The organism is Kitasatospora sp. NPDC001527 (assembly GCF_040298605.1).
Lineage (GTDB): Bacteria > Actinomycetota > Actinomycetes > Streptomycetales > Streptomycetaceae > Kitasatospora.
Genome location: NZ_JBEPAM010000061.1, coordinates 23,255 through 41,792 on the forward strand (window position 1 = coordinate 23,255; position 18,538 = coordinate 41,792).

The following is an 18,538-nucleotide window of genomic DNA, read 5'->3' on the forward strand; positions in this document are numbered from 1 at the left end:
ACGGACGAGTCCGCCCCGGTGCTCCAGGCACCGGGGCGGACTCGTCCGTGCGGGGGTCAGGACGCCGGGGCGAGCTCCTCCCGCGCGGCCTGCTCCTGCCCGTCCCGGTCCGCGGCCTCCGGGGACAGCAGCTGGGCCACGTGGGCGGCGATGGCCGTCACCGTGGGCTGGTGCCACAGCAGCGTGGCGGGCAGCTTGAGGCCGAACCGCTTCTCCAGCCGCCGGCGGATGACGATGGTCATCACCGAGTCGAGGCCCTGCTCCACCAGCGACCTGCGGGCGTCGAGCGAGCCCTGCGGCAGCTTCATCTCACCGGCCACCTGCGCCGCGACCTCGTCGAGGACCCGCTCGCCCAGCTGCTCCGGCGGCAGGCCCGCGAAGTCCCGCTCGCCGCGCGCCGCGTCCTCGGCCCCGGCGGCGTCCGCCACCGCGACCTCGCGCAGAACGGGCAGCCGCTCGGCGCCCGCGTCGGCCGGCACCGTGCGCAGCACGGGGTAGCAGCCGGCGCCGCGGCGGGCGGCGAACTCCCAGGCGCCGAAGGCCTCGGCGGGCGAGATGTCGGTGACACCGCGCTCCCGCAGCTCCAGGTCGACCACCTCGTTGACCGCCATGCCCTGACCGCGCCACGAGGTCCACGCGAAGCTGATGGTGTCCCCCGCCCCGGGCTGCCCGCCGTTGCGGTGCTGGGCGAACGCGTCGAGGAAGGCGTTGGCCGAGCCGTAGCCGGCCTGGCCGGGCATGCCGAGGAGCTGTCCGCAGGAGGAGAAGAGCACGAGGAAGTCGACGCTGCCGGGCGGGAACTGGCCGTGCAGCGCCCAGACGCCGTCCGCCTTGGGGCGCATCACCCGGCGCAGCGACTCCGCGTCCACGTCCGCCGCCATCCGGTTGTCGAGCACGCCCGCCGCGTGCACGATGCCGCGGATCGCCGGCAGGCCGAGCGCGTCCGGCGACAGCTCGCGGGCGACCGCCCCGGCATCGGCGACGTCCAGGGCCACGGTGCGCACCGTGACGCCGTTCGCCTCCAGGGACCGCACGCCCTCGACGGCGCGCAGCGCCGCCGGGTCGGTGACGGTGTCCCACGCGGAGCGCGGCGGCAGCGCGGTGCGCCCGGCGAGGACGATCCGGCGCGCGCCCCGCTCGGCGAGCCAGTGCGCGATCTCCAGACCGAGCACGCCGAGACCGCCGGTGACCAGGTAGGTGCCGTCGGGCCGGCAGGCCAGCGGCTCCCGCTGCGCCTCCCGCTGGGTGCGGACGATCCGCGCCACGCTCGCCGCGCCGTTCCGTACGGCGATCACGTCCTCGGCCGGGGCGGCCCGCAGGACGTCCAGCAGGGTCTCGGCCCCGGCCGGGGCGTCGTCGCCCAGGTCGACCGTGCCGCCCCACAGCTCCCCGTGCTCGCCCGCGAGGACCCGGCCCAGGCCCCACAGCGGCGACTGCGCCAGGGCCTCCTCGCCGTGGCTCTCGCGGACCCCGCGGGTCACGCTCCACAGGCGCGGCGGCCGGGCGGAGCCCAGGGCCGCGAGCTCCTGCGCGGTGCGCAGCAGCAGCCAGGCGTGGGCCGCGGCGGCCTGCGCGGGTGTGCCGGCGACGGCGCCGGGCACCACCAGGACGTCCACCGACTCGTCGAGGCCGTCGAGCCGCGCCAGTCCGTCGGGGTCCGGCAGGGTCCGCAGCCGGCCGCCGCGGGCGGCGAGCAGTCCGGCGAGCGCGGTGGCCAGCGGCCCGTCGCCGTCGCCGATCACGACGGCGTCCCGGCAGGCGCGGTCGGACGTCTCGCCGGACGTCTCGTCGGCCGCCGGTTCGAGGGGCCGCCACGCCAGTTCGTGGACGAGTTCGTGCGGCCTGGCGGCGACCGCGGTGTCCTGTCCGAGGGAGGCGTAGCGCACCCCGGTGAGCGCGGCCACCGGGCGACCGGCCTCGTCGGCCACCAGCACGTCGACCGTGTCGTGCGCGGCGTCGTGGGCGACGTGGATGTCGACGGTCGCCGGGGCGGTGCCGACGGTGCGGACCTGCCCGACGCCGGCCACCATCCGCAGCACGGCGGCGCCGGGGTAGGCGGAGGGCGCGATGGACAGCGCGGCGTCGAAGACCGGCGCCCAGGTGGCCGCGGCCCGTTCCGGCTGCTCGGCCACGACGCGGGCGCGCAGCGCGCTCCCGCCGCGCAGCAGGTCCTCGACCGTCCAGTCGAACCCCATGGTGGGGACGCCGACCGAGGCCAGGTGGCGCAGGATGTCGCCCGGGTCGGCGGGCGCCCCGTCGGCCGGCGGCCGCGGCAGTCGCCCGGGCAGCGCGGCGGCGCCGTCCGCGGGTCCCGCGGCCCCCGTGGCGTGGGTGAGCCAGGTGCCGTCGGTGCCGACCGGACGGGAGGCGATCCGCAGCGCCGATCCGTCGCGCACGACCTGCAGGTCACGCCGCTCGGAGACGGTCAGCGGCAGCCGCAGGTCCACGTCGGCCAGGGCCCGCACCCCGTCCTCGCCGCCGCCGAGGGCGCCGAGGAAGGTGTTGATCAGGACGGCGGCGGGCACGATCTCGGTCCCGTTGATGGTGTGCGAGCCCGGGTACGGCCGGTTGTCGTCGTCCAGTTCGGTGCGCCACAGGCTCAGCGACCCGCCCGCCACCGGCACGGGGGCGCCGCGCAGTTCGTGGGAGTCGACGTCGTGCTGCTGGCCCCCGCCGGAGCCCTGGAAGGCGGTCTCGCGCCAGTGCGCGGAGCGCTGCCAGGCCACCTGCGGCAGCGTGACGAGGCCGCCCGAGGGCTGCAGCCGCGCCCAGTCGACCGGTACGCCGTGGCAGTGCGCGCCGCCGAAGGCGGTCAGCAGGGACAGCCGCTCGGACTGGTTGCGCCGCAGCGTCGGGCCGACGAAGGCGTCCTCGAGGCCGAGTTCGGAGAGGGTCTCGCCGATCGAGTGGGCCACCACCGGGTGGGCGGACACCTCCAGGAAGGAGCGGTACCCGTCCTCGGTCGCCGCCTTGACCGCCGCGGCGAGCCGGACCGGGCTGCGCAGGTTGGTCGCCCAGTAGGCGCCGTCGGCGGCCGGGGTGGTCCGCGCGTCGGTGAGCGCGGTGGAGTACATCCGCACGCCCGGCCGGTGCGGCGTCAGGTCACGGGCCGCCGCGACGAGGTCGTCGAGCAGCGGGTCCATGTGCGGGCTGTGGAAGGCCACGTCCGAGGCGACCTTGCGCACCTGCAGGCCCTCGGCCTGCCAGGCGTCGAAGAGGGCGTCCACCGCCTCGCGGTCGCCGGACACCACGGTCGAGCCCGGCGAGGACACGATCGCGGGGACCACGTCGGTGCGGCCCGCGAGCCGCTCCGACACCTCCTCCACGGACAGGGCCGCCATGAACATCGCGCCCCGTCCGGCCGCGCGGCGCAGCAGGACCGAGCGGCGGCAGATCAGCCGCGCGCCGTCCTCCACGGTGAGCGCGCCGGCGGTGACGGCCGCCGCGATCTCGCCGACCGAGTGGCCGATGACGGCGTCGGGCACGGCCCCGTGGGCGCGCCAGACGGCGGCCAGGCCGATCTGCATCGCGAAGATCATGGTCTGGACGCGGTCCACGGTCCCGAAGTCGGCGTCGGTGAGGACCTGCCGCGGGGAGAAGCCGATCTCCTCCAGGAAGACCGGTTCGAGCGCGTCGATGGCCGCGGCGAACTCCGGCTCGGTCCGCAGGAGTTCGCGTCCCATGCCGGGCCACTGCGAGCCGTGGCCGGAGAACACCCAGACCGTCCCGGTCCCGGGCCCCTCCGGCGCGGTGCCGGTCAGGGCCTCGCGGGACTCCTCGCCGCCCGCGACGACGCGCAGCTTGGCGGCCAGGTCGTCGCGGTCGGAGGCGACGATCCCGGCGCGCACGTCCAGGTGCGAGCGGCGCAGCGCGAGGGTGTGCCCCACCGAGTCGAGCGGCGCGTCGCGGCCGGCCCCCGCCAGCCAGTCGGCCAGCTTGCCGGCGTAGGCGTGCAGCGCCTCCGGGGACCTCGCGGACAGCGGGAACAACCGGAGCGGGGCCGCCGCGGCCTCCCCGTCCGGCAGCTCCGCGACGTCCGGCGCGTCCGGCGCGTCCGGGACCTCGACGGCCTCCGGGGCCCGGGGGAGGTCCTCGCGGGCCGCGGGCCCGGGGGCCTGCTCCAGGAGGACGTGCGCGATGGTGCCGCCGTACCCGAAGCCGGAGACACCGGCCCGGCGCGGGCGCTCGCGCTGCGGCCACGGGGTGGGCTCGGTGACGACCCGCAGCCCGTTGCCGGCCCAGTCGATCGCGGGGTTGCCCTCGGTGAAGTGCAGGCTGGGCGGGATCTCGCCGTGGTGCAGCGCCAGGGTGGCCTTGAGCATGGCGGCGATCCCCGCCGCCGCCTCCAGGTGGCCGATGTTGGGCTTCACCGAGCCGATCAGGCAGGGATCGCCGGCCGGCCGGCCGCGCCCGTAGACGGCGCTGAGCGCACCGGCCTCCAGCGGGTCGCCGACGCGGGTCCCGGTGCCGTGCGCCTCGATGTAGTCGATGGAACCCGGGTCGATGCCGGTGCGCCGGCAGGTCTCCTCCAGCAGGGCCTGCTGGGCGGTGCCGCTGGGCGCCATGATGCCGTTGGTGCGCCCGTCCTGCTGGACCGAGCTGCCGCGGATGACGGCCAGGATCCGGTCGCCGTCCCGCTGGGCGTCGGCCAGCCGCTTGAGGACGAGGACGGCGCCGCCCTCGCCGCGGCCGTAGCCGTCGGCCGACGCGTCGAACGCCTTGCTGCGCCCGTCGGGCGAGGTGGCGCCCGCGGCCTCCAGGGTCACCGAGAGGCCGGGCGCGATGATCAGGTTGATGCCCCCGACGAGGGCCACCGTGCTCTCCCCGGCCCGCAGGCTCTGGCAGGCGAGGTGGGTGGCGACCAGCGAGGCGGAGCAGGCGGTGTCCACCGCGAGGCTGGGGCCGTGCCAGTCCATCGCGTACGAGATGCGGTTGGCGGCCGCGCACATGGCGCTGCCGATCCCGGTCCACGCCTCGATGGTCGGCAGGTCCTCCAGGAGCCGGCGGCCGTAGTCGTCCGAGCCGATGCCGACGAAGACCCCGGTGTCGCTGCCGGCCAGGCTGGTGGGCGGGATGCCGGCGTCCTCCAGGGCCTCCCAGACCACTTCCAGCAGGATCCGCTGCTGGGGGTCCATCAGTTCGGCCTCGCGGGGGCTGAGACCGAAGAACGCGGCGTCGAACCCCGCCACGTCGCGCAGGAATCCGGCGGGCAGGTCGGCACGCCGTACGGCCGCCGCGTGCTCGGGGCCGATGGCGCGGTAGCCCTCCCAGCGGTCCTGCGGCATCGGGCCGATGCCGTCCCGGCCGGAGAGCAGCAGGTCCCAGTACGCGGACGGGGAGTCGGCGTCGCCGGCGAGTCGGCAGCCCGCGCCGATCACGGCGATGGGCTCTGGGGTGGTCGGTTCCGGTTGTGTGGGCACGACTGTCTGTCTCCTTGCCTTGGTTAGCCGCACCACGGTGCGGGCTGCAGGATGCGCACGACCGCCGCGGAGAGGGTGACCCCGGGGCCGACACCGAGCATGAGAAGGTGGTCACCGGGACCCAGCCCACCCGTCGACAGAAGGTGGTCGAGGGAGACGATCTGGTCGCTGGCGCCGAGGTGGCCGACCGTCCGCCCGAAGTCCCAGGTCGATTTCTCCAGGGGAAGCCCGAGCGCGGCCATGCAGCGCTGCTCGACGATCTCCCTGGAGTAGTTCATGTAGGCGACGCGCGTGACGTCGGCCAGTTCGATGCCCGCCTCCTCCAGCGTCCGCTCGACCACGGCGAGCGTGCTGACCTGGACCTGCACCAGGGCGGCGGTGCCCTGGCCGGTCGCGGCGGAGTGCTGCTTGAACTCGGCGTTGCGCGTGGTGAAGTCGAGCGGCCTGCCGACGGTCGGGCCCGGCGGGAACAGCGGCTCGGCGCCGCGGTGCATCCCCTCGGCCTCCGCCACCGTCAGCGAACCGGCGGCGAGCAGCTCGGCGAACCCCGGCTCGCGGGTGAGCAGCACCGCGCTGGCCGCGTCACCGGTGACGTAGCCCGGGCCCATCCGCCAGCGGTCCATCATCGGCGTGCCGAAGTTGTCGGACGCGACGAGCAGCGCGGTGGGCGGCCGCTCGCCGTCGCGCGAGGTGCCCAGGCCCGCCAGGTGGCCGGCGGCCAGCTCCAGCGCGCCGAACATGCCGTTGCAGCCCTGCCGCACCTCCAGCGCGAGCACGTCCCCGCCGACCAGGTGGCGCTGCAGGTAGTACTGGGGCTGCCAGCCGTCGGGCCCCTGGTGCCAGGAGTCGGCGTAGAGCAGCAGGTCCGTGTCGTGCGGTCGGTGGCCGCTGCGCTCGTAGGCGTCCTGGGCCGCCCACAGCGCCATCTCCGGCGCCGGGGTCGGGCCCGCCACGGCCGCGCCGGCCAGTTCGTGCAGTTCGATCTCCTGGGCCGGGTAGAGCCCCTGGGCCACGGCCTCCGCCGTGCTCACCGTGCGGGGCAGGAACACGCCGAGCCCCTTGATGTACGTCCCGGGCGTCCGCAAGGCCGCCTCGCCTCCTCGTCGATGGGCCGCGACACCGGTGCGGGCCGCGGGATGGCACGTGGTCAGGGCCGTCCGGCGACCGTCTCCAGGGTCCGGACGAGCCGTGCGAGCAGCCGCTCGGCGTCCTGCCGGGAGAACAGGTCGGGCCGGTGGCCGAGCCGCAGGGTCAGGCGGGGGCCGGGCAGCGCGGCCAGCCGCAGCGGGTAGTGGGTGCCGTCCCGGACGTCGGACCGGGTCAGCCGCAGCCCGCCCGGCAGGGCCGGGCCGGCCGGATCGGCCGGATCGGCCGAGGTGCTGACGAAGGAGACGGCGGTGTCGAAGAGTTCGCCGCCCCGGCCCGGCGTCACGGATCCCGGGCGGCCGGACCCGGCCTGGCGCTGGATGTCGCCCAGGCCCAGGTGGTGGTGGGGCGTCAGGGCCGCCTGCTCGCGCTGCAGCCGGGCGAGCAGGGCGGTCAGCGGCTCGTCCACCCGCAGCCGTACCCGGACCGGCACGGTGTTGGTGAGCAGCCCCACCATCTCCTCGACCCCGGGCAGCTCCGGCGGGCGCCCGGAGACGGAGGAACCGAAGACCACGTCCTCGCCCCCGGTCAGCGCGGCCAGCAGCAGGCCCCAGGCGCCGTGCACCGCGGTGCTCACGGTGAACCCGTGGGCGCGGGCGGCGGCCGTGAGCTCCGAGGTCAGCGCCCGGTCCAGTTCGCGCGTGACGTGCTCCTGCTGCGGGGCGCCGCCGCTGCCGCCGCCCCGTGCGTCCGGCGCCACGTAGGTGGGCCCGGCCAGGCCGGCGAGCGCGCCGGCCCAGGCCTCCCGGGCCGGGCCGAGGTCCTGCGCCGCGTACCAGGCCAGGTAGTCGCGGAACGGCGGCGCGGCGGGCAGCGACCGGCCGTCGCCCCCGGCCGCGTACAGCGCGAACAGCTCCCGGACGAGTGTCGTGGTGGACCAGCCGTCCCAGAGGATGTGGTGGGCCGTGAGCAGCAGCCGGTGGCTGTGCTCGGACCGCTTCAGGAGCAGGAAGCGCAGCAGCGGCGGCGCGGCCATGTCGAACCGGCGGGACAGCTCCGCCCGGGCCAGCGCGTCCTCCTGCGGGGCGCGCTCCCCGGCCGGCAGCGCCGACAGGTCGCGCTCCGTCCACGGCGGGGTGATCCCCTCCTCGACGATCTGCACCGGCAGGGCGGTGTCGTGCCGGAACGCCGCGCGCAGCGCGGGGTGCCGCTCCAGCAGGGCCGCCGCCGACGCCCGCAGGGCGGTCGGGTCCAGCGGGCCCTCCAGGTCGAAGGCGAGCTGCGCCGCGTAGGCGTCACCGCCCTCGGCGGACACCAGGCTGTGGAAGAGGAAGCCCTCCTGCAGCGGTGACAGCGGCAGGACGTCCGACAGCCGCGGGTGCCGGGCCGTGAGGGTGTCGATCTCGGCCTGGGTGAGCCGCACCAGCGGCAGATCGGAGGGCGTGGGGCCGCCCGCGCCGGCGTGCCTCCCGTGCGCGACGAGTCCGGCCAGTGCCGCCCGCCACAGCTCGGTCAGCTCCTCGACGGACGACTCCGGGACGCGGTCGCCGTCCCAGCCGACCGTGACGGCGAGGTCGGCGCCCGCCGGGAGCTCGCGGGTGTACGCCACCACGTCGAGGCCGGGGAAGCGGCCCGGGGCGGGCGGGAAGGACAGGCAGTCCGCCTCGCCGGTGAGCGGCCAGTCCGCGCGGTCCGTGCCGTCGTCGACGGGCAGCGGGCCGAGGTGGCGGAAGGCGAACGCGGGTGTCCCCGCCGCCTCGGGGACCGGCCGGTCCGGTGCGCCCGCGGGCGCGGCGGAGACGCCGGCCGCCCGCAGCTGCTCCTTGACCCGCTTGACGGCCGCCCCGAGCCCGGCGGCTCCCGAACGCACCTCGTCCCAGTCCAGGGCGCCCGGGTCCAGCGTGACGGCGGCCTCCCCGGCCAGCCGTCCCACGGTCCGTTCGAGGCCCGGCGCGGCGGCGTCCCCGGCGCGGTCCGGTCCCGCCACCTCGGCGACCACCGCGGAGCGCGGCGTCCCGGTGCGGCGCAGCCGCCACTCGGCGTGGGCCAGGGCCAGGCACGCCACGAGCAGATCGGCCGGGCCGGTGCGGAAGCGCTCCGGGAGCGTGGTCAGCAGGGACCCGAACGCGTCGGCCGGGAGCAGCAGCTGCCGGCTGCGGCGCGGGCCGGACGGCGTCCGCCGCCCGGATTCGCGGGGCACCGGCGCCGGCCGCGGCGTGCCACCGCCGGCCGCGGCCGCGGCGCGCAGGGCGGCGGTGCGCAGCGGGGTTCCCGCGGCCCGGACGGCGGCCGGCTCCCCGGCCCGCACCCCGGCCCACAGCGCCGCCAGGTCCTCGCGCAGGACGCGCCAGGAGACGGCGTCCAGGGCGAGCGGATGCACCAGGAGCAGCAGCCGGCGGGGGCGCTGCGGCCCGCCGTCGCACCAGACCGCCCGCAGCATCCGGGCCCGCTCGGGCGAGAGCCCGGCCGCGGCGGCCGCCCGCTGGGCCGCCACCGCCTTCCCGGCCTCCTCCGGCTCCAGGCCGTCGACCGCCGCCTCGGTGAGCAGGTCGTCCACGGGCACCGCGCCGGCGGGCAGCGTCCGGACCTCCCAGCCGTCGGTGGCGGACCCGGTCAGGCGCAGCCGCAGCGCGTCGTGCCGGGCGACGAGCAGGCCCAGGGCCTCGGCCACCTCCTCGCGCCGCGCCCCGGTCGGTACGACCAGCGACAGGCACGCGTGGAGGCCGTTCAGCGGGGCCCGTTCGGCCAGGAGCCGGGCCATCGCGGCGGTCGGCGGGAACACCCCGTCGGTACCGCCGGCGTCCTCGTGCGGCGGTCCGTCCGGCGCCGGTCCGCCCGCGGCGGCGGCCAGGGCGGCGGCGGTCGGCCGGGTGAACACGTCGGTGAGCGCGAGGTCCAGGCCGGCCCGCTTCGCCCGGGAGACCAGCTTGAGCGCGGTGATGCTGTCGCCGCCGAGGTCGAAGAAGGAGTCGTCCGCCCAGACCCGTTCCACCCCGAGGACGTCGGCGAACAGATCGCACAGGGCCTCCTCGCGCGGCGAGGCGGGCGGCTGTCCGGCGGCCGTGCTGAAGTCCGGCGCGGGCAGGGCGCGCCGGTCGACCTTGCCGTTGGGCGTGACGGGCAGCGCGTCGAGGTGCACCACGGCCGCGGGCACCATGTGGGAGGGCAGCGACCGCGCCGCGAAGGCGCGCAGGGCGGCCGGGTCCAGCGGCCCCGCGCCCGGCCGGGCGACGACGTAGGCGGCGAGCTGCCGCCGCCCCGGGCGGTCCTCGCGCACCGCGGCCACGGCCGTCCCGACGCCCTCGTGGCGGGCCAGGGTCGCCTCGATCTCGCCGAGCTCGATCCGGAACCCGCGGATCTTGACCTGGTGGTCGGCGCGGCCCAGGCATTCGAGGTCGCCGTCCGCGCGCCACCGCACGAGGTCGCCGGTGCGGTACATGCGGGAGCCCGGCGGGCCGAACGGGCAGGGCAGGAAGCGGTCGGCGGTCAGCCCGGGCCGCCGCGCGTAGCCCCGCGCCAGACCGGTGCCCGCCAGGTACAGCTCGCCGACGACGCCGGGCAGGACGGGCGTCAGGGAGTCGTCCAGGACGTAGACCCGGGTGTTGGTGAGGGGACGGCCGACCGACGGCGGGCCGGCGTCCGTCAGCGGCGCGCCGACCAGGGAGGTCACGGTGGCCTCGGTGACCCCGTACTCGTTGTACATGCGCCGCCCCGTCATCCACCGCCGCAGCACGTCGGCGGGGGGCGTCTCGCCACCCGTGATCAGGACGTCGGGACCGGTCGGGCCCTCGGGGGTCAGCTGTCCCAGGAGCACGGGGGGCATCGCGGTGTGGGTGATGTGCCGGTCGCGCAGCAGCGCGGTCAGGGCCTCGGCGGACAGCGCGTTCCCGTCTGGGGCCAGTACGAGGCGCCCGCCCGCGCAGAGGACCGGCCAGATGTCGGCCATCGCGACGTCGAAGCTGGGGGAGACCACCTGCAGGACGCGGCTGGAGCCGTCGATCCCGTAGCGGGCGATCCGGTCCGCGACCAGGTTGCGCAGCCCGTCGTGGACCACGACGACGCCCTTGGGGACCCCGGTGGATCCGGAGGTGTGGATGACGTACGCGGCCTGCCCGGGGTCGGGGGCGGCGGGCAGCGGGGTCCGGCCGCCGGGCGCGGGCCCGTCCGGGAGGTCCGGGAGGCCGTCGGCGCCGACCAGGAGGAGCGGCGCCCCGTCGGGCAGCAGGGACCGGGTCCGCGCGTCGGCGATGACGCGCACCGGCGCCGTGCCCTCCAGCATGCGGGCGATCCGCTGCGGGGGAAGGGCCTGGTCGAGCGGCATGAAGGCCGCGCCCGCGCGCAGCACGGCGAGCATCGCGGCCACGAGCGCCGGCGAACGAGGCAGGGCGAGGGCCACGGTGTCGTCGGGGCCGACGCCGCGTCCGGCCAGGTGCCGGGCCAGCGCGTCCGCCCGCCCGGCGAGTTCGCCGTACGTCCAGGTGGTCTCCCCGTGCTCCAGGGCGACGCGGTCCGCGGAGCGTGCGGCCCGCGCGGCCACCGCCTCGGGCACGGTCGGGGCGGGCACCGGGGCCGCGGTGGCGTTGCGGCGCACGACGAGTTCCTCGTGCTCCCCGGGGAGCAGGACGTCGATGTGCCCGATCGGCCGGTCGGGGCGGCTCGCGACGGCCCGGACGAACGCCGTCAGCCGCTCCTGGTGGCCCGTCAGGGAGGCCAGGTCGTGGAGCTCGGGGTTGCCCTCGAACACGAGGGCGACCGCCTCGCCGGCGGCGTCCTGCGACCGGACGCTGACGAACAGGTCGAGGCACGGGCCCGACGCCAGGTTGTGCGAGGTGGCCTCCAGGGAGCCGAAGCGCAGCGGGCCGCCGAACGGCATGAAGTTCATGATCGGCCCGAGCACGGCCCCGATGCCGTCCTCCACCGACCGCGCGCGGTGCAGGTCCTCGATGCGGAAGCGCTCGTGGCGCAGCGCTCCGGAGACCTCCGCCGTCATGGCCGTCACGAGCCGGCCCAGCGTGGCGGAGGGCGGCACGTCCAGGCGGACCGCGACCGTGTTGGTCGCCATCGAGGGGGTGCGCCGGGCCTCCGCGGTGCGGCGGCCCGTCACCGGAACCCCCAGGATCACGTCCCGGCGGCCGGTCACCCGGTGGACGTAGGCCGCGACGGCGGTCATCAGCAGCAGGTTCCAGGTGGTGCCGGTTTGCGCCGCGGCGTCCTTGAGGAGGGCGAGGTCGGACCGGGTCAGCGGCTGCGGGGCCGTCCGCAGCCGCAGCATCCCCTCCGGCAGCGGCCCGCCGGCCCCGGCCCCGCCCGGCACCCGCATGGGTTCGGGGGTGTCCGCGAACCGTTCGAGCCAGTAGGCGCGGTCCTCGGCGAAGGCCGGCGACGAGCGGTAGGCCGCGTCCTCGTCGAGCACCGTGGTCAGCGGGGCGAAGACGGCGGGCACCTCGCGGCCCTCGGACAGCGCCGAGTAGATCTCCGCGAGCCGCCGCCCGAGGAGGTGGACGCCGTACCCATCGACGACGACGTGGTGGATGCGCAGCGAGAAGACGTACCGGTCCGGTGCCAGCCGCAGCAGGGCGAAGGACGACAGCGGGCCGGTGCCCAGGTCGAACGGCCGGGACGCCTCCCGCCGCATCCAGCGCTGCGCCTCGGCGTCCGGGTCCGCGGCGCCGGTGAGGTCGACGGACTGCGGCCGCACGGACTGCGCCGGGTCGAACACCTGCCAGAGCCCGTCGTCCTGGACCACCGCGCGGATGCGGACGATGTCGGCCTCGGCCCGCAGGCGGGACCACGCGGCGGCGAACAGCTCCTCGTCCAGGGCCCCGTCGATCACGATGTACTCGGCGCAGGTGTACTGCTGACCGGTGGGATCCAGCTGGTGCGCGAACCAGACGCCCTGCTGACCGGCGGACAGGGGCAGCCGCGACGCGTCTTCGTCGGTCATTTCCGCTCCATGGCTCTTCGGGTACTGGCAGAGAGCCACCATGGAGATCACAGCTATAGGCCGCCTATACCGGTGCGGCCGACGGGCGGATACCGAAGAAATATAGGTACCGCGGCCATCATCGGCGGCGTCCCCACCGAGAGGAGCGCCCGATGGACGGTCAGAGCGTCTGGACACCGCTGGAAGTCACCCCGGCGCAGGCCGGGGCGGCGGCGACGCCGCAGGGCCTGGTCGGCCACCTGCGCGGCATCGCCGACCTCGCCGCCCTGCTGTGCCGTCACAAGGCGGTGGTCTTCCGGGGCTTCGGCGTGACGCGCGAGGAACTCGACGAGGTCATGGACCTCCTGCTGCCCAACCGGCTGGCCTACGTCCACGGCAACTCCCCGCGGACCAAGGTCGGCGAGAACGTCTACACCTCCACCGAGTACCCGCCCGAGTACACCATCTCGATGCACAACGAGATGTCGTACGCCCACCAGTGGCCCGCCCGGCTGCTGTTCTTCTGCGACCGCGAGCCGGAGACCGGCGGCGCGACCCCGGTCGTGGACGGGGTGCGCTGGCTGGCGGCGCTGGGTCCGGAGATCCGCGAGCGGTTCGCGGCGGGCGTGCGGTACTCGCAGAACCTGCACGGCGGCCGCGGCCTCGGGAAGAGCTGGCAGGAGACCTTCGAGACCGACGCGCGGGAGGAGGTCGAGGCGTTCCTCAAGGGCGCCGAGGCGTCCTGGGAGTGGCGCGCCGACGGCGGGCTGCGCGTGACGCAGCTGCGTCCGGCGACGGCCCGGCACCCGGTCACCGGCGACGAGGTGTGGTTCAACCAGGCGGACCAGTGGCACGCCGCGGGGCTCGGCGACGAGACGGCCGCCGCGCTGGCCCAGATCATGCCGGAGGAGGACCTGCCGCAGTCGGTCACCTTCGCGGACGGCTCGCCCATCCCCGCCGAGTACGTGACCCTGATCCGCGACCGGGGCCTGGACAGCGCCGTCGACGTGGACTGGCACACCGGCGACCTGCTGCTCATCGACAACATGCTGGTCGGCCACGGCCGGCGCCCCTTCACCGGGCCGCGCCGGGTGCTGGTCGCCATGTCCGACTGAGCGGGCGCCGGTGCGCCCCGACGGCGAGTTCCAGACCGAACGGAAGGCAGTGAGCAGTGACTGAATCCCCGGCCCCGTCCTTCGGCGTGATCCCCGGCGCCCAGGTGCACGCGGTCACCCACGGGCGGGAGGAGGAGGTCATCCGCGTCGTCGAGGCGGCCTACCGGCTCCACGGCGAGGGCGAGACGGTGAACCCGGACTCCTACTTCCTCACCTTCCCGGACCGTCCGTCGGCGCGCATCATCGCGCTGCCGGCCTCGGTGCGCGGTGAGGTGGACGTGGACGGGATCAAGTGGATCTCCAGCTTCCCGGCGAACGTCGAGGCGGGCATCCCGCGCGCCTCGGCGGTGCTGATCCTCAACGACGCGCGCACGGGATACCCGTTCGCCTGCCTGGAGGGCTCGATCATCAGCGCCGCGCGCACCGCGGCCTCCGCGGCGCTGGCCGCGGCCCGGATCAGCGAGTCCAGGGGCGGTGCCCGGCCGGTGCGGGTGGGCTTCTTCGGGACGGGCCTCATCGCCCGCTTCGTCCACCGCTACCTGGCGGCGAGCGGGTTCGGCTTCACCGACCTCGGCGTGTACGACGTGTCCGCCGCGCACGCCGAGGCGTTCGCCGGCTACCTGCGGGGCGCCGACGGCGGCTCCGTCACGGTGCACGACCGGCCGCGGGACCTGGTCGAATCGAGCGACCTGGTCGTCTTCGCGACCGTCGCGGGCGAGCCGCACGTGACCGATCCGGCGTGGTTCGCGCACAACCCGCTCGTGCTGCACGTCTCGCTGCGGGACCTGTCGACGGACGTCGTCCTCGCCTCCTGCAACGTGACCGACGACGTCGAGCACTGCATGAAGGCCGGCACCTCGCTGCACCTGACGGAACAGCGCGTCGGCGACCGGGAGTTCGTGGCGGGCACGCTCTACGACGTGCTCACCGGCCGGATCGCCTGCCCGGCCGACCGGCCCGTGGTCTTCTCGCCGTTCGGCCTCGGGGTGCTCGACCTCGCGGTGGCGCGGCACGTGTACGGGAAGGTGGCCGGGGACGGGGCGCTGCACACCGTCCCCGACTTCTTCAGCGAGCTCAAGCGCTACGGGTAGCGCGGGCGCGGCGCCGGCGCGCGGCCGGCGCCGCGGCCGTGGGCCCGGCGTGGTCCCGGGCACGCGTCGTGCGGCGGCCCGGGCCCGTCGCGTACGGCGGCCCGGGCGCGGATGCCGTGCGCGCGGCCTGCGGGCCGGGCGCCCTCCTCAGGAGGCGCGGGGGTGCTGCTGTCTTCCGCTGAGGACCAGGCGCATGCCCGGGTTGCGGCGCGTCTCCAGGCGCGGGGCGCGCAGCGGATCCTGCCAGGCCCCGTCGACGTTCCCGGTGAGGATGGCCTGGTGCGCCTTGCGCAGCGCCGGCCCGGGGTCGACCCCGAGCTCCTCCTTCAGGTGCCGCCGGCCCGTCTGGTAGACGGCGAACGCGTCGGCCTGCCGGTCGGACATGTAGAGGGCCATCATCAGCTGGGCGCGGAGCCGTTCGCGCAGCGGGTGGGTGCCGACCAGGGCCACGAGTTCGGGTGCGAGCTGCTCGTGTCTGCGCAGCGCCAGGTCGGCGGCGATCCGGTGCTCCAGGGTCTCCATGCGGGCCTCGTCGATGGCGGGCCCCGCCGTCTCCGCGAGGTGCTCGGTGACATCGGTGAGCGTGGGGCCGTGCCACAGGTCGAGCGCGCAGCGCAGGACCTCGGCCGCGCGGTGGTACTCGTGCTCCCTCAGCGCGGTGCGCCCGGCGTGGGACAGGCGCTCGAACTCGTGGTAGTCGAAGAACCCCGAACCGGTGCGCAGCAGGTACCCGGAGCCCTTGCGGACGATCTCGGCCCGCCGGCCCAGGTGCTGCCGCAGCCGTGAGGCGTACGTGTATATCTGTGCCTGGAACGTCTCCGGCGGGGCCTTGCTCCAGAGCATCTCGCCCAGTTGGTGATCGGGCAGCACCCGCTCGTCGGCCAGGAGCAGCGCCGCGAGCATGGTGCGCTGCTTGGTGCCGCTCAGGGGTAATTCGGAATTATCGGCCCAAAGTCCGACGGGGCCGAGGATACGAAACTCCAGCATTTCTTGGACTCCTCCTCGATCGAGCAGAGAACGACGTGTCTGATCCACCGCGCGGAAAGGGCGAAACGGTGGAGTGGGGGATGCTTCGAAGGAATGGGAGGTTATCCGCGGATTGGGGGGCGGGGTGTCTGTATTGATTTCCCGCAAGGAGCGCCACAGTTCAACGAGTCCCTGTTCGATCGCTTACCGACCGGGTGACACTAACTCCGCCCCTCGGGCTAGTCAAGGTTTGTCCTACGGGCGCCCACGAGTTCTATGGCGCTTTTGTGAGAAAGCGGAATACCGTATTCGCATTGCCCTCTGACCTGGGGTTGTCACCTGTTCAGGGCTCCTGCCAAGCCGAAATGACAGGTGCTAAGGGGCGGTTTCACCCGCCTTTCGTTCCGGCCGGCCGAGAAGGGGGAGTATAGGTCAAATATGGGGCCGCCGGTGACCATGTCCGCGTGGCAGCTATCATCGCGAATCCCCTGGATTTCAATGTCGACGATCTCTACGTGGACCTCCGACAGAGCATCGGGTGCCGCCTCTATCTCAAATGCGAGGGTTTCAACTTCGCCGGATCGATCAAGATCAAGGCGGCGGCCGAGATGGTGGGCGCCATGGAGCGGTCGGGGGAACTGCGGCCGGGTGGGACACTGGTGGAATCGTCCTCCGGGAACATGGGCGTCGCGCTCAGCGTGGTCGCCGCGAGCCGGGGCTACCGGTTCGTCTGCGTCACGGACGTGCGCTGCACGCTCACCGCCCGGCGGGCGATGGAGGCCCTGGGCAGCGAGGTCCACGTGATCACCGAGCCCGACGCCGAGGGCGGCTTCCTCGGTGCCCGCCTCGCCCGGGTCGCACGGCTCTGCGACGAGAACGAGGGGTACCTCTGGCTCAACCAGTACGCGAACCCGGGGAACTGGCGCGGCCACTACCGGACCACCGGCCCCGAGATCGCCAAGGCGTTCCCGGACGTGGAGGTGGTCTTCATCGGCGCCGGCACCACCGGGACGCTCATGGGATGCGCGCGCTACTTCCGGGAGAACCGCCCGGAGGTCACCATCGTCGCGGTCGACACCGTCGGCTCCGTGACCTTCGGCCGTCCCTCCGGCCGCCGGCTGATCCCCGGGCTCGGCACCAGTGTGCGGCCCCCGATCCTCGACGCCTCCTACGCGGACGACGTGGTGTACGTGACGGAGCCCGAGACGGTCCGCACGTGCCGGCGGCTGGTGCGCCACGGCTTCCTCTTCGGCGGCTCCACGGGGACCGTCGTCGCCGGCGCCCGGGACTGGCTCGCGCGCAACGCCGCGCACGGCACCGCGACCGCCGTCGCCATCGCGCCCGACCTCGGCGGCAACTACCTCGACACCGTCTACGACGAGGAGTGGGTCGCCCGTGCGTTCGGCGCCGACGTGACGGCGGATGTGACGGCGGATGTGACGGCCGACGTGGCGGCGGACGTCTGAGGCGGCGCCGCCCCCGCCGTCCGGAGCCGCGCCGAACCGCGGCCGGACGGCCCCCGGGAGGGCGGGCCGGCGTTACGCCGATCGGGGGAGGCGCTATCCACAGGCCGGGTTTGTCCACAGGGGCGGAGGAATTCCGCAGGGGCTCCGGAGAACTGCGGCAGCCTTCCGGCCATGACCGACACGCGCATCACGCTCCCCTTCGGCGACGGCCCCGGTGGCCGTCCGATCACCATGCGGGGCCCGGCCGACATGGCCGAGGCGCTGCCCTACCTGCTCGGCTTCTTCCCCGACGACAGCATCGTGGCGGTCGGCCTCCAGCCGCCCGGCCTGCACCAGGGCGGGGTGATCCGGCTGGACGTCCCCGAGTCGGCCGAGGAGTGGCCGGCCGCCGCCGAGGAGACGGCCGCCCTCCTCGTCCGGCTCTCCGAGCGGGAGGACCGCCGGCCGGCCCAGGTCCTCCTCTACCTCTGCCAGGATCCGGACCCGGACCCGGGCCCGGGCCCGGCCGGGCCCGGCGGGCGGCACGGTCCGCCGGTGGCGGAGCGGCTGCGCCCGCTCGCGGAGCACCTGCACCGGGCCTTCGAGACCCGCGGCGTGCGGGTCAAGGAGTCGCTGTGCGTCTCGGCGGGCCGCTGGTGGTCCTTCCTCTGCACCCGGGAGGGCTGCTGCGATCCGGCGGGGCACCCGGTCCGCCGGACGCCCGGCCCCGGCCCGGTCGCGGTGGCGGCGACCGTCGCCGGTCTGGCGCCGCGCGGCAGCCGCAAGGAGATCCTGGCCGGGCTGGCCCCGGTCGGGCCGCCCGCGGCGGACGCCGTCCGGGGCGCCCTCGACCGGGCCTCGGCCGGCCCCTCGCCGGGGCGGCCGGTGTCGCTGGACCGGCGGGCGCACGCCGAACTGCTCGACGGGGCCGTGGCGGCGTTCATGGCCGGGGCCACGGCGCTGGACGAGGAGCGGACGGCGCGGCTGCTGCTGGCGCTCCAGGACCGGACCGTCCGGGACCGCGCGGCCGAGTACGCCAGGCCGGCGGAGCTCGCGCCCGTCCAGCGGCTCTGGCGGTTCCTGGCCACCCGGTGCGTGGCGCCCCACGAGAGCCGCGCCGCGCCGCCGCTCACCCTGCTGGCGTGGGCGTCCTGGGTCGCGGGGGACACCGCCACCGCGCGGGTGGTGCTCGGCCACACGCTGCGCCGGCACCCCTCCTACCTGCTCGCCCAGCTGCTGTACGAGTCGCTGAACGGCGGCTTCGCGCCGGACACCCTGCTGGCGAGCGTGGAGGAGGAGCGCCGCCGCCGCACCGAGCGGGAGGAGCGGGAGCGGGCGGCGGCCGAGCGGCCGGCCGGGGGCGAGCCGCCCTCGGATCCGCTCCCGCCCCCGGGGCCGCACGGCGCCCTGCCGGATCTTGATCTGCCAGGCGGAGATCGCCAGGCGGTAGCGGCGGAAGCCGCAGGCGGCGGCGTAGTCGACGGGGGCCTGG

8 protein-coding genes are annotated in these 18,538 nt (G+C 75.7%); 4 read left to right on the top strand and 4 right to left on the bottom strand.

From position 1 onward, the window contains the following. Positions 1-56: 56 nt before the first annotated feature. The 3 genes from ABT238_RS34485 to ABT238_RS34495 all read right to left on the bottom strand — a co-directional run bounded on the left by ABT238_RS34485 (position 57) and on the right by ABT238_RS34495 (position 12,450). A complete protein-coding gene (locus ABT238_RS34485; RefSeq protein ID WP_350804084.1) occupies positions 57-5,420 on the bottom strand; it encodes a type I polyketide synthase in 5,364 nt (1,787 codons plus the stop codon). A gap of 23 nt (positions 5,421-5,443) precedes the next feature. Beyond that, on the bottom strand, positions 5,444-6,505 hold the full coding sequence (locus ABT238_RS34490; RefSeq protein ID WP_350804088.1) for a ketoacyl-ACP synthase III family protein: 1,062 nt from the start codon (positions 6,503-6,505) through the stop codon (positions 5,444-5,446). Positions 6,506-6,567: 62 nt separating this feature from the next. After that, positions 6,568-12,450 carry a non-ribosomal peptide synthetase gene (locus tag ABT238_RS34495; protein WP_350804092.1) on the bottom strand — a complete coding sequence of 1,961 codons (5,883 nt, stop codon included), beginning with the start codon at positions 12,448-12,450 and terminating at the stop codon, positions 6,568-6,570. A 152-nt stretch (positions 12,451-12,602) separates the two neighbouring features. On the opposite strand from ABT238_RS34495, the gene ABT238_RS34500 reads away from it, so the two are divergent. Both ABT238_RS34500 and sbnB read left to right on the top strand, forming a co-directional pair. Continuing rightward, complete coding sequence (locus tag ABT238_RS34500) at positions 12,603-13,544, top strand: TauD/TfdA family dioxygenase (RefSeq protein WP_350572106.1); 942 nt, start codon at positions 12,603-12,605, stop codon at positions 13,542-13,544. Between the two features lie 56 nt (positions 13,545-13,600). Beyond that, positions 13,601-14,635, top strand: coding sequence for a 2,3-diaminopropionate biosynthesis protein SbnB (gene sbnB / locus ABT238_RS34505; protein ID WP_350804101.1), 1,035 nt, complete (start codon positions 13,601-13,603; stop codon positions 14,633-14,635). Positions 14,636-14,782: 147 nt separating this feature from the next. Here sbnB and ABT238_RS34510 read toward each other — a convergent pair whose 3' ends face one another. Next, a complete protein-coding gene (locus tag ABT238_RS34510) occupies positions 14,783-15,622 on the bottom strand; it encodes an AfsR/SARP family transcriptional regulator (RefSeq protein ID WP_350572108.1) in 840 nt (279 codons plus the stop codon). 443 nt (positions 15,623-16,065) lie between these two features. On the opposite strand from ABT238_RS34510, the gene sbnA reads away from it, so the two are divergent. Then, positions 16,066-17,067, top strand: coding sequence for a 2,3-diaminopropionate biosynthesis protein SbnA (gene sbnA, locus ABT238_RS34515; RefSeq protein WP_350804109.1), 1,002 nt, complete (start codon positions 16,066-16,068; stop codon positions 17,065-17,067). Positions 17,068-17,238: 171 nt separating this feature from the next. Then, positions 17,239-18,538, top strand: a 1,300-nt coding sequence (locus ABT238_RS34520) for a DUF4192 domain-containing protein (RefSeq protein ID WP_350804114.1), incomplete at its 3' end; no start/stop codon positions are given.

Coding starts and splice junctions, on each gene's coding strand:
- ABT238_RS34500 (WP_350572106.1), top strand. CDS start 12,603: ATGGACGGTCAGAGCGTCTGGACACCGCTGGAAGTCACCCCGGCGCAG.
- ABT238_RS34510 (WP_350572108.1), bottom strand. CDS start 15,622: ATGCTGGAGTTTCGTATCCTCGGCCCCGTCGGACTTTGGGCCGATAAT.
- ABT238_RS34495 (WP_350804092.1), bottom strand. CDS start 12,450: ATGACCGACGAAGACGCGTCGCGGCTGCCCCTGTCCGCCGGTCAGCAG.